An 11,619-nucleotide genomic window follows, 5' to 3' on the forward strand; every position below is an offset into this window, starting at 1 on the left:
GACCAAAGGAGTAGATCGATGTCGACACTGCGCAAATGGGCCACGCCGCTGACGGTGGGATCATTTCTTGTAATGGGCGTGACGGGCACGCTGATGTTCTTTCACCTGAACACCATGGTGGGGAAGGTGATCCATGAATGGGCGGGTTGGCTGATGCTGATCGGTGTTGGCGCGCATATCGTGCTGAACTGGCGCGCGCTGACCACCTATTTCAAACGTCCGCTGGCGATATGGATCATGGGCGTTGGGGCCGCTTTGACCATCGCGACGGTGCTTCCGATTGGCAGCGCAGGCGAACCGCCCGTGCGCAGTATGGTGATGGCCGTGGCACATGCGGATGAGGCGACGTTGATGGCCTTGTCCGGACATGATCTGCAAGAGGGCCGCGCGCTTCTGTCCGCAGCTGGCGTCGCGTTGCAGCCGGGGCAAAGCCTTGCGGACGCAACCGATGGCGATTTCGGCCTGCAATCGGCGGCCATGTCGGCGCTCTTCGCATCAGGTGAGGATCACTGACCCCAGAGTTTGCCGGTATTGTCCCTGACTGGCAAAAAAATCGGGCGGGATCTGACATGCAGAGCCCGCCCGGTTAATCGTCATTCGCTTAGTGAATGATTTCTTCTTCTTTCACGAACATGTTTTCCCACGCCCGGTCGATCAGCTCGGGCGACATCTGATAGGGAATCCCTTCAAATTCGCAAATCGAGATCATCTGGTCGATCAGGAAGATCGGCTGATAGTTCGCATAGACGTTGTCGATCAGCGGGTACTTGTTCTTCAGAAGGTGGATCAGGGCCTCTTGCGACAGGGGCATCTTCCGCTTCTTGGCCACCATGGCGAAGATTTTCAGGAAGTCTTCCTGATCGGGGCCGTCGATCTTGATTTTATAGAAGATCCGGCGCAACGCCGCCCTATCGAAGATCTTGTTCGGGTGGAAGTTGGTCGAGAAGATGACCAGCGTATCGAAAGGCACCTCGAATTTCTCACCCGATTGCAGTGCCAGAATATCTTTGTTCTCTTCCAGTGGAACAATCCAGCGGTTGACCAGCGCCTGCGGAGGCTCGGATTGACGACCAAGGTCATCCACGATGAAGACGCCACCGGTCGATTTCAGCTGAAGCGAAGCGGTATAGGTCCGTGCGGTTGGGTTATAGACCAAGTCTAGCATGTCCAGCGACAGTTCACCCCCGGTGATTACGGTCGGGCGATCGCACAGCACATAGCGGCGGTCGTATTTCCGGGCCGTTCGGCGAAGTGAATCCGGGTTGTCGAAATCCTCTTCCGCCGAGGAATGCACGATCGGGTCATAAACCGTAATGATCTGGCCGGAATACTCGATCGCTTTCGGAACATAGATCTTGTCCCCCAGCGCGTCGCGGATCCCGTTCGAGATCGACGACTTCCCGTTGCCCGGCGGGCCATACATCAAGATCGAGCGGCCAGACCCAACGGCCGGCCCAAGCTGGTCCAGCAGGTTGTCTGGCAGAATCAGGTGCCCCATTGCACCGGTCAGCTGGTCGCGTGTCATTGTGATGTTGCGGATCGACTGGCGCTTTACCTGCTCGGCGTAGATCTCCATCGGGACGGGCATGGCGCCGAAATATTCGGACTGTGACAGCGCATCCAGCGCGCGCGCCTTGCCGGTATCGGACAGGCGGTATCCCATTTCCGAGCTCTGCGCGCCGGCATGCATGGTTCCCATTGCCTCGACCAGACTGAGGTCGCGACCCATGTCGATCAGCTCTTGTACAACGCGGGCGGGCACGCACAGGACGCGTTCCAGATCGGTGATCCGCTCTAGATTTGTGCGGAACATGGTTTTCAGCAGGATGTCCCGCATCATGACCGTGGTCAGCCCAAGGTCGCTTGCGGTCTTCAGGCCCGGAGGCGCAATCATATCAGACTGTTGCACATTCATTTTCTTTGCCCGATCATTCGTTCAGATTATTCCATTAATCCGTGTATATATGCACTTGTATAGCCTACAAAGCCTTGCCAGAGAATACATTGACGCTAATCTGGCTACAAAAAAATGAGGGCAGGGATGAGCGCAAATAGTGGTAAGATTTTGGCGGTCTTCATGGCCGTGTTTCTGGCGGCCTATGCATTCCTCACCTTTTCGAAGGGCGGATTCTTCATCGGCAAGCATGAAGGGGACACGCTTCACCTGCTGCAAATGCTGTTTCGGATGCAAGACGGGGACTGGCCGCATTTCGATTTTGTCACTCCGATTGGCATCTTGGCTTTCGCCCCGATTGTGGTTTTCCTGAAGCTCGGATTTGGCGCTGGGCAAGCCATGCTGGCGGGTCAATACCTTGTAGCTGTGGTGCTGTTTCCGTTTATCTGGTGGGTGGCAAGAAGCCGGTTTTCGGGGGGCTGGACCTATCTTTTCGCGGGCACCATCCTGATCTTCTGCGTGGCGCTGGTGTATGGAGAGGTGATCGACGCGGTATCGATCTCGATGCACTACAACCGCTGGGCCTGGGCTGCGGCCTTCTTGGCCATCACCGTTGCCATGCTTCCGTCAAGCGCAAGCCGCAGCGCGTCCATCGCAGACGGGGTTGTGGTCGGCGCGATGATGGTCGTTATGGCACTGATCAAGGTGACCTATTTCGCGGCGTTTTTCCTTCCCGTCCTGATCGGCCTCTTGGCACGCGGGGCTGGGCGCACGGTGCTTTGGGCCGTAATCAGCGGAGTGGTGGCTGCAGGCTTGGCAACGCTGGCCGTTGGGACGCCCATCTTCTGGTTGGCCTATCTTCAGGATCTTCTGAACGTCGCCGGTTCCGAGGTACGTCCCCAACCCGGACGTGACTTTGGCTATGTGGTCAGTGCGCCCGCCTATATCGGGGGGTCCCTGATCATTATGGCATCGGTGGTGCTAATGCGGCAGGCAGATCGCAAGCCCGAGGGGCTCATGCTTTTGTTGCTGGCGCCGGCGTTTTTTTATGTGACCTATCAGAATTTCGGAAATGATCCCCAATGGTTATGGCTTCTGGGCCTGTTGCTTTTTGCACGTCTTCCAGACGCGGGACTGAAGAACGGGTTCGGTTGGGATCTGCGGCAATCGGTAATGGTCTGCGCCGTTGCGGCACTGGCGCTCGCATCTCCGAGCTTTATGAATTTGACGGCAAGCCCTCTGCGCCATCTGGCCACGGATGTCGAGAAATACGAACCCGTGATGCCCGGTTCCGGCCCGCATGAGGACCTTCAAACCTTTGCCCCACGCGCTTTCCAGCTGGACTTTCGCGCGGCCATGGATGGCGAGGGCACACCTTTCGCGCACTATGCCGAGTATACCGACCGCGATAAGCTGGAAGTCACTTTTCAAGGCGAAGATATGTCTTATTGCACGCTAGAGCTTGGTCTGGTTGGCTGGTTTGAAACTGTCGCCAATGACATCGCCACTTGGGAAGGTGGTGAAGGGGCCGCGTTGTTCACCGCGGATCTTCTGTCCAGCTATTGGCTCTATGCCGATCTGGCACCTCTGAAACGCGGCGCGCCATGGTATTATGGCGAACTGTCGGGGATCGAAAACGCCGACTATCTGCTGGTGCCGAAATGCCCGTTATCGGCGCCGACGCGCAAGGCGATCCTGGACGAGATCTCGGCGCAGAGCTGGGCCGACAAGGTGACAGAGGTGCGCCGGACCGAGCTTTATACGCTTTTTGCGTTGCCCGGGGAAAAGGCCGAGCCGGTTGAACGCAAAGCTGACCTCGAGGACGAAACCTCGTAGGGAAGAACGTCACACCATGCCGCAACGAAAAAACCCGCAGTCGAAAACTGCGGGCTTCTTGATGTATTGGTTTTGATATCAGGCGCCGTAGATCAGACCGCAGATCAGATAGGTCAGGAAGGTCAGACAGATGCTTAATCCCATCGGATAGTCGCGTCGTGACCAGCTTTCCCAATCCGGTACCAACTCGCGCAAGGGCTTGATGCGGCGAAGGATTCTGTGGGCCGTGAAGCCAACGACGATCATCGCGGCAAAGATGGTCAACACCAGAAACGTATCCTGTACTGCCACGAAGGGCGCGATGGCTGCGGCGAATTTGGCATCACCTGCCCCAAGCATCCGCGCCGCATTCATCAGAAATCCAAGGACCAGGATGAGAGCGAAATGGGACCAGCGCCACAGATAAGTTGACAGATCCAAGGCAAAGAAGCCCAGGACCGCGAAGCCAATCAGCAAGACCATAACGGCCTTGTTCGGAATCTTCATCCGGGCCATGTCCGACCACATCACCCAGGCGGACACCAGAAGGGCGAGGGGCAGGAATAGCATCGCTGCCCATTGTGTCAGGAAAATCTGCATGCGCCTTACCCGTTGGAGACGTTGTTTTCCAAAGCCTCAAGCGCGCGCGCGGCGGCTTCAAAATGCTGTGGATGGGTGTCGATCGCTTCCTGAAGCAGGCCCTTCCCGACTGTCACGTCGCCTTGCTTGATCGCTGATAGGGCAAGCGTGTGCAGAAGCTGTGCGCGCTCGATCTGGGTCATCGAGATGACGGGCAGGTCGTATTTCCGCTGTGCCCCGCGTGCAAGAACCAGGTTATTTTTCGTGGTGAACCGCTTGGCGTCATAGCTCAGGGATTGGGTAAACAGATCCTCTGCGCCCTTATAGTCGGCGCGCGTCAGTTTCGAATATCCCCAGTTGTTCAGAACGGTCGCCGGGTTCGTGGTCAGGCCCACAGCGGTCTCATAGAAGCTGTCTGCCTTCTTCCACTCTTCTTTGCTGTCAGCAATCATTGCCTCTAGCCTGTAACGACGGAAGGTTTCGTGTGTGGGGGGGATCTTGTTTAGTTCCGCCTCGGCCTGTTCCCAGTCGCCCGATCGGATCAGCGCGTCGGCCAGAGAAACACGGTCTTCGTTGGTGGCGCCGGGAAGTGATACAACTTTCTTCCATACTCCGACAGCTTCAGATGGGCGCTTGGCGCGCACAAGAGATTGCCCAAGGCCGCGTTGAAGATCAATGCGATCAGGATTGTTTTTTACAGCACCGCGGAAATAGGCCGCGGCTTCGTCTGCGTCTCCGACCGTCAGCATGATGTCGTTCAGGTTGCTTTCGTCGATGACATTCAAATCTGCCATGGCGCGTTCGACGTCTTCACCCTGGCCTTTGGGGTTTTGACATGCCGAAAGGGCCAAGGCACTGCTTACGCAAAGCACAAGTAGAGTTGGGTGGCGCATGTTCGCGTCCTTTACTGCTCGTCTCTCCGTCTAGATTTCGGACAGTAGCAGGTAGTCACCCGAGCCTCTCCGAACCAGCGAAAATGTATCATTATTGGCTGGATCATAATCCGGATCGCCTTGATTGGCGAGCGCCAGGCGCAAATTCTCCCGAATTTCGGCAGATTGGCCACGATCCAGACCAAATGCGATCCGGAAGACGTGGGCTGCTTCGCTGACCTGGCCGGTTTCCATCAGCACGACGCCCAAATTATTCCAAGCCGGTGCAAAGTTCACGTCCACCTGAGTGGCCCTGCGCAGCAATTTCTCGGCTTGTCTTAACCGACCAAGCTGCAGATTTGCCGACCCTAGGGCAGAAAGAACATCCACTGTGAAACCGTGTTCAATCGCCGCACGCTTATAAGCCTTCAGCGCAAGCTCGTGTTCACCAGCAGCGGTCAACCTGTGGCCAACGATCAGCCCGTCGACCGAGTCGTCCAGCGTGCCGTAGGTCCCGGGGGCGTATGGGCTGTCATCTGCGCGTCCAAACCCGGTCGTGTTGGTCTGGCATCCGGTCAGAAACATCACAGATGCTACCACGGTCAGCATGCTGACGGATCTCAGGCCGGTGTGCTTCGGAAGGGTGGGCCGCTGGATCACGTGATGTTCCTTTCCATGACGGATGCGCGGTCAGAAGCTGACGCTCTTCAGGGTCAGGTAGATCTCGTAAACAGAAGGGCCAATCAGGATGATCAACAACGGGGGCACCGTCAGCATCATCGTGGCCAGCGTCATCTTGGTCGGAAGCTTGTTGGCTTTCTCCTCGGCGCGCATGACACGTTTGTCCCGCATCTCGCTTGCGTAGACGCGCAAGGCTTCTGCAATGGATGTACCGAAGGTCGAGGATTGGATCATCACGGTGACAAAGCTGGCCACATCCGGTACGCCCGAGCGTTCGGACATGTCGCGCAGAACTTGCACGCGGTCCTTGCCGGCCTTCATCTCGTTCGAGACGATCGAGAACTCGTCAGCCAGCGCGGGGTAGGACGGGCGGATTTCCTTGGAAACGCGCAAGATCGCCTGATCGAGGGATTGACCGGCCTCGACACAGACCAGCATCATGTCCAGCGCGTCGGGGAAACCGTTGATGATCTCTTCTTTGCGTTCTTCAACGCGGCGCGTCACCCAATATTTTGGCAACATATATCCGCAGACGCCCGGCAACAGGATCCACAGAATACGAGCCTGCGTAGTCATTTCCTGCTCATTGGCTGTTTTCAGAATGGTCAGAAATACACCAAACGCCAGCAAGCCTATGCCCAGGGCAAACTGCGCGAAGTGATAGGTCTGAACCGCGTTTTTGCCCGGATAGCCCGCCTGCAACAGCTTTAGCTGGACAGCCGAATACTCTTCCGCGTCCTGAGGTTCCAGAAACGCCGAGTATTTTTCAAGTTTCGTTGACCCTTGAGCCACGCGAAGGTCGGCTTTCTGGGTGCCTCGTGCGGTGCCTTCACGCTGTTTCTTCAGCTTGTCCAGCGGATCCACCTGCTTGCGCAGCGCGAAAGGCAACGTGACGACGACCAGAAGGATGCCGACGCCTCCAAGCGCAAGAATTGGCCCCGCGGGTCCAAGCTGTTCAGTCAGAAAGTCGATGATGGATTGCATGGTTTTGCCAGCCTAGACTTTGATGTTCACAAGCATACGCATCACGAAGATGTTGGCGATCAGAAAGCCACCCACGACCAGACATGCTGGAATGAAATAGGCGGTTTCGCGTACGTCGTCGTAATAGTTTGGTTGGATCAGGTTGATCATGACCAGCGCAAGTAGTGGGAAACCGGACAGGAAGTTTCCTGACCATTTGGCTTCGGATGTAATGGCGCGGACCCGGCGAAACAGGCGAAAGCGCGAGCGGATCACTTTGGCCAAACCATCAAGAATCTCGGCGAGGTTACCCCCCGAGGTTTGCTGGATTGTCACCGCAACCGCCAGAAAGCGCATGTCTTGGTTGTCCATGCGCTCGGCCATGTTGGACAGCGCTTCTCCGACGTCACGCCCATAGGCGCTTTCGTCAGCGATGAGGCCCATCTCTGTTCCCAGCGGATCCGGGACCTCTTTGGCCACGATTTGTACGGCCGACGAGAACGGGTGTCCGACGCGCAGCGAACGCACCATCAACTCCACTGCGTCCGGCAGCTGTTCTTCGATCATCGACATTCGCTTCTTGGCTTTGTTGCTAACCCAGAAGAACACACCGCCGACGCCCATGACGATGGATACACCGACACGTACCGGCAGGCTGGCTGCTGTTGCGACGCTGAGGCCGAAATATGCAAAAACCGTGAGGGCAGCCATGATGACGATCAACTGTGTTGGCGTGAACGCCAAGGCCGCCTTTTGCGCCTTGGTGGCCAGAAGGGAATAGAACGGTATGCCCTGCGCCTTAACGTGCTGGCTCATTTCTTTGCGCAGCTTTTCCAACACCTCTTCGCGGGCGGCACCCTTTTCCAGCATGTCGAGGCGCCGGTTGACGCGACTGTTCAGGCTAATGGATTTTCCGAAGATTGTCAGATAGATACCTTCGACCAGCAGCAAGACTGCCAGGAAGATCAAACCATAGATAATCGGTTCAGCAGAGATCGTCATGATCAGTCGCTCCAAGGCTCATAGATCGATGCGGGCAGGTCATAACCCCACTGGCGGAAGCGCTCGGCATAGTGCGAACGGACCCCGGTGGCATTGAAGCGACCAATGATCTTTCCATCCGGCGTCAAGCCAAGGCGCTCATAGCGGAACACTTCCTGCATCGAGATAACCTCGCCCTCCATCCCGGTGATCTCGGTGATCGAGACCATGCGGCGCGACCCGTCCTGAAGACGGCTGGCTTGTACCATCAGGTTCACAGCCGACGCGATCTGGCTGCGGATCGCTTTGATCGGCATCTCGATCCCAGCCATTGCCACCATGTTTTCCAGACGCGATACGGCATCGCGGGCCGAGTTCGCGTGGATCGTCGTCATCGACCCGTCGTGACCGGTGTTCATGGCCTGCAGCATGTCGATAACCTCTTCGCCGCGGGTCTCGCCCACGATGATGCGGTCCGGGCGCATGCGCAGAGCGTTCTTTAGACAGTCGCGCTGACTGACCGCACCTTTGCCTTCGACGTTGGCCGGGCGGCTTTCCATCCGGCCCACATGGGTCTGCTGCAACTGAAGTTCCGCGGTATCTTCGATTGTCAGGATGCGTTCACTGTCGTCGATGAAAGACGACAGGGCGTTCAGTGTGGTCGTTTTACCAGAACCGGTACCACCAGACACGATCACGTTCAGGCGGGTGGCAACGGCAGCTTGAAGATAGGCGGCCATCTCTTCCGAGAAAGCGCCGAAATTCACCAGCTCGTTAATGCCCAGCTTGTCTTTCTTGAACTTACGAATGGACACCAGTGAGCCGTCCACCGCAATCGGCGGGACCATCGCGTTGAAGCGCGAGCCATCGGCGAGACGCGCGTCCACATGCGGGTTGCTTTCATCGACACGACGTCCCACGGCAGATACGATCTTGTCGATGATACGCAGAAGATGACGTTCATCCTTGAAGGTCACGTCCGTCAGTTGAAGCTTCCCTTCGCGTTCGACAAAGACCTGTTGGGGGCCGTTCACCAGGATATCGTTGACTGTTTCATCCTTCAAAAGGGGCTCTAGCGGACCGAGCCCTTTAACTTCGTCATACAGTTCCTGATTTAGGATCAGACGTTCGTCGCGGGTCAGAACCACGTCACGAGTTGTCAGAAATTCCGATGAAATATCAGTGATTTCCGCGCGAAGGTCTTTTTCCGAGGCACCATCAAGGGCGCTCAGGTTCAGGTTGTCCAGAAGCTCTTTGTGTAGCTCTGTCTTGATCTCGGACAGCCGTTCCTTGCGTTTGCGTTCTTTGTCGGATGGCGCAACAGCTACCGGGTTTTTAGGTTTGACAGGCTCAGGGGATTTCGCCATTGGCGCGGTCGTAGGTTTTGGCGGCGCCGTGATGATGCCTTCCTCGATTGGCGCACCATCCAAGGCGGCAACAGGGCTGCCCCCCTTTGGCTGAGGCTTTGCAGGTTTCTTGTAGCGCGAGAACATGGTGCCTCCGGAGAATTACTGGGCCGCGATGTCAGCCTGGTTCAGATCATGTACGGATTTTGCAAGCTTCTGCAGTTCCTTACGCAAAACGTTCTTCGGAGCCGAATTCGCCAGAGGCGCACCGTGATCTCCTGATTCTGGAACTTGCTTGCCGCCATCGGGCAGCATCAGTTCGATCGAGATGTCGAGGCTCTCGGCCAACCGTTTTACGCGCGACTTGCCCGAAAGATCCGTGAATTTCGGTGACCGGTTCAGAACATAGCGCAGTTTTTCGACCGGCAGCTCTTCCGCTTTCAGCGCCTTGATCATCCGTAATGTGTTCTGGGCCGAGCGCAGGTCAAGTTCCAGCGTCACGAAATAAACATGCGCCGCTTGCAGCACCGTTTCGGTCCATTGGACCAACGTGTTGGGCATATCGATGATCACATAGTCGAAATTGGTCCGCGCCATTTCGACGATCCGCCCAACGTCCTCGACGGTGATCATGTCCAAGGGAAGAATATCGGGCGGAGCGGTCAGGACGTGCAGGCGGTCTTCGTAGGTCAGAAGGGCCTGCATGAAGATTTCCTGATCCATCATTTCCGTGTCGGACAGCAGCTCATAGACGACGTCACGGCGCGGCAGATCAAGATAGGTGGCTGTCGATCCGAACTGAAGGCCGAAATCCAGCAGACACACACGCGGTGGTGCCGTTTTTTCCACTTGGGTCAGTTCCCAGGCCAAGTTGACCGCGAATGTGGTCGCGCCGGTGCCGCCTGCCATGGGTTGAACGGCCAGAATGACGGCCTCGCGATTTCCCGTCGATTTTCGGGGCGCGTGTTCCTGGGGCGCGGCATGGGCGACGGGCGCTACCTCTTTTTCACGCATACGCTTGATCGCGTCATGAAGCGCGCCATCTGGAAGCGGGTAGGGGACGAATTCCTCGGCTCCCAGTTTAAGCAGTTGGTGCAGCGCAATCGGGCTGACTTCTTCGGCGATAACGATGATTTTGATGTTTCGCTGGACAGCGGCCTTGATGACCGCGGCCACGGTGCTGAGGTCCGCCTCGTCCTGATCGTCAAGCGCCATGGCGATGAACTCGAGGTCCTTGGCATCTGGCTGTTCAAAGAACGCGACAGCGTCGTCAAGCGGAAGATCGCCCCAGGCTTCGCCCAGTTCGGCCTCCATATCTTCGATCAAAAGGTCGAAATTCTGCACATCTCTCGAGACTGTGCAGGCGGTGATCGGTTCGGGATCAGATTGTAGCTCGGCGCTGCCACTCATTTCCTTGTTCCTTTCATATCCGGCATTGCGGCCCTTTCGGATCTGACGACCGGGTTCTCTCGTTAATTGCGAATCGCACACACACATACACATAGCGCCCTGGCGGAATGAACCGTTGCAGGGAATCTGGGCAAGAATGCGGCTCTAAGCCTTTATTATCTGAATTTTATGGACAGTGTGCCCAATAGGAAAGGATCTGTTTCGCACTTGCGAACGAATTTGCTGTCTTTTCCAGAGTCGTTCTTGCCTCAATCATTTCTACTATAGCATTGATAACGAAAGAAATAAACTAAATGCTCGACTGAGCGTTGCAGAGTAACCTGCTTTTGAAAAGGTAAGCTGAAGCCCCTTCGCAAAGGAAAAGGGACGCAATCTTTCGTGCGTCCCTTTTTGTCATATTCTGATGCGTGGTTACTGGACTGTACTCGTACCACCCTGCGCAATTTGGGGGGGCGGCACCGCGCTTGCAATATACTGACGGTTGATAATTTCAGCATACTTACCGTCAAGCAAAGTTGCTTTGCGGTTGTTGGCAAAGCCACTGACCTCGGTCACGGTGCGGCGGTTGCGTAGCTCGCGCTGATCGGTTTGGATCAACGGCCGGGTTTCACCATAGCTGACCACGGCCTCGAGGCGCGAACGGCTGATGCCGCGCGATACCAGATAGTTCACGACCGCGCGCGCACGGCGCATACCGAGGCGGTTGTTATATGCGGTCGAGCCGACAAGGTCGGTATGGCCATAGACGCGGAAACGCATTTCCGGGAACTGCTGGATCCAAGACGCCTGCGTGTCCAGAACGCGACGGGCCTCGGGTGTTAGATTGGCCTTGTTGAACTCGAAGTTCACTGTGTCGCCAACTTCGCGGCTGAAGCGTTCTGCCAGTGCCTGCACGACGTTGATCTCGCCGGTTTGGACGCCGATGTTGTGGGCGGTCGGTGCGCCGAAGCCACCCTCATCAAGGCTGCCGCCTGCTTCATTCAGCCAGAAATGCATTGCCTGAGGGTTGTCAGCGCATCCCGAGAGAACTGCGACGACCGACGTGGCGGCGAGAATGGGTTTGATCCGTTTCATGTCG

11 protein-coding genes are annotated in these 11,619 nt (G+C 56.6%); 2 read left to right on the plus strand and 9 right to left on the minus strand.

Annotated features, from left to right (window positions below):
• Positions 1–18 precede the first annotated feature (18 nt).
• On the plus strand, positions 19–513 hold the full coding sequence (locus tag MWU53_RS02650; RefSeq protein ID WP_247090181.1) for a DUF4405 domain-containing protein: 495 nt from the start codon (positions 19–21) through the stop codon (positions 511–513).
• A gap of 88 nt (positions 514–601) precedes the next feature.
• Here the strand turns inward: MWU53_RS02650 and MWU53_RS02655 are convergent, their stop codons facing one another.
• Positions 602–1,915: an ATPase gene (locus MWU53_RS02655; RefSeq protein WP_247090183.1), complete on the minus strand. Its 1,314-nt coding sequence runs from the start codon at positions 1,913–1,915 to the stop codon at positions 602–604.
• A 126-nt stretch (positions 1,916–2,041) separates the two neighbouring features.
• Between MWU53_RS02655 and MWU53_RS02660 the strand changes: the two genes are divergently transcribed.
• A complete protein-coding gene (locus MWU53_RS02660) occupies positions 2,042–3,730 on the plus strand; it encodes a hypothetical protein (protein ID WP_247090185.1) in 1,689 nt (562 codons plus the stop codon).
• Positions 3,731–3,808: 78 nt separating this feature from the next.
• Here MWU53_RS02660 and MWU53_RS02665 read toward each other — a convergent pair whose 3' ends face one another.
• The 8 genes from MWU53_RS02665 to MWU53_RS02700 form a co-directional block, all read right to left on the minus strand.
• Complete coding sequence (locus MWU53_RS02665) at positions 3,809–4,309, minus strand: prepilin peptidase (RefSeq protein ID WP_247090187.1); 501 nt, start codon at positions 4,307–4,309, stop codon at positions 3,809–3,811.
• A gap of 5 nt (positions 4,310–4,314) precedes the next feature.
• A complete protein-coding gene (locus MWU53_RS02670) occupies positions 4,315–5,181 on the minus strand; it encodes a tetratricopeptide repeat protein (RefSeq protein WP_247090189.1) in 867 nt (288 codons plus the stop codon).
• Positions 5,182–5,211: 30 nt separating this feature from the next.
• Positions 5,212–5,820 carry a tetratricopeptide repeat protein gene (locus tag MWU53_RS02675; protein WP_247090191.1) on the minus strand — a complete coding sequence of 203 codons (609 nt, stop codon included), beginning with the start codon at positions 5,818–5,820 and terminating at the stop codon, positions 5,212–5,214.
• 30 nt (positions 5,821–5,850) lie between these two features.
• Positions 5,851–6,825, minus strand: coding sequence for a type II secretion system F family protein (locus tag MWU53_RS02680; RefSeq protein WP_247090193.1), 975 nt, complete (start codon positions 6,823–6,825; stop codon positions 5,851–5,853).
• Positions 6,826–6,837: 12 nt separating this feature from the next.
• Complete coding sequence (locus MWU53_RS02685) at positions 6,838–7,806, minus strand: type II secretion system F family protein (RefSeq protein WP_247090195.1); 969 nt, start codon at positions 7,804–7,806, stop codon at positions 6,838–6,840.
• A 2-nt stretch (positions 7,807–7,808) separates the two neighbouring features.
• Positions 7,809–9,278: a CpaF family protein gene (locus MWU53_RS02690; protein WP_247090197.1), complete on the minus strand. Its 1,470-nt coding sequence runs from the start codon at positions 9,276–9,278 to the stop codon at positions 7,809–7,811.
• 15 nt (positions 9,279–9,293) lie between these two features.
• Entirely contained in the window at positions 9,294–10,541 is a 1,248-nt protein-coding gene (locus MWU53_RS02695; RefSeq protein ID WP_247090200.1) for an AAA family ATPase, read from the minus strand.
• A gap of 411 nt (positions 10,542–10,952) precedes the next feature.
• Positions 10,953–11,615 (minus strand): OmpA family protein, encoded by a 663-nt coding sequence (locus tag MWU53_RS02700; protein ID WP_247090202.1) that lies wholly within the window; start codon positions 11,613–11,615, stop codon positions 10,953–10,955.
• Positions 11,616–11,619 lie beyond the last annotated feature (4 nt).

This window comes from Aliiroseovarius sp. S1123, from assembly GCF_023015885.1.
Classification (GTDB): domain Bacteria; phylum Pseudomonadota; class Alphaproteobacteria; order Rhodobacterales; family Rhodobacteraceae; genus Aliiroseovarius.

What these genes read in the sequence shown, in the direction of transcription:
- MWU53_RS02655 (WP_247090183.1), bottom strand. Translation starts at nt 1,915, where the DNA reads ATGAATGTGCAACAGTCTGATATGATTGCGCCTCCGGGCCTGAAGACC.
- MWU53_RS02680 (WP_247090193.1), bottom strand. Translation starts at nt 6,825, where the DNA reads ATGCAATCCATCATCGACTTTCTGACTGAACAGCTTGGACCCGCGGGG.
- MWU53_RS02685 (WP_247090195.1), bottom strand. Translation starts at nt 7,806, where the DNA reads ATGACGATCTCTGCTGAACCGATTATCTATGGTTTGATCTTCCTGGCA.
- MWU53_RS02665 (WP_247090187.1), bottom strand. Translation starts at nt 4,309, where the DNA reads ATGCAGATTTTCCTGACACAATGGGCAGCGATGCTATTCCTGCCCCTC.
- MWU53_RS02660 (WP_247090185.1), top strand. Translation starts at nt 2,042, where the DNA reads ATGAGCGCAAATAGTGGTAAGATTTTGGCGGTCTTCATGGCCGTGTTT.
- MWU53_RS02700 (WP_247090202.1), bottom strand. Translation starts at nt 11,615, where the DNA reads ATGAAACGGATCAAACCCATTCTCGCCGCCACGTCGGTCGTCGCAGTT.
- MWU53_RS02650 (WP_247090181.1), top strand. Translation starts at nt 19, where the DNA reads ATGTCGACACTGCGCAAATGGGCCACGCCGCTGACGGTGGGATCATTT.
- MWU53_RS02670 (WP_247090189.1), bottom strand. Translation starts at nt 5,181, where the DNA reads ATGCGCCACCCAACTCTACTTGTGCTTTGCGTAAGCAGTGCCTTGGCC.
- MWU53_RS02690 (WP_247090197.1), bottom strand. Translation starts at nt 9,278, where the DNA reads ATGTTCTCGCGCTACAAGAAACCTGCAAAGCCTCAGCCAAAGGGGGGC.
- MWU53_RS02695 (WP_247090200.1), bottom strand. Translation starts at nt 10,541, where the DNA reads ATGAGTGGCAGCGCCGAGCTACAATCTGATCCCGAACCGATCACCGCC.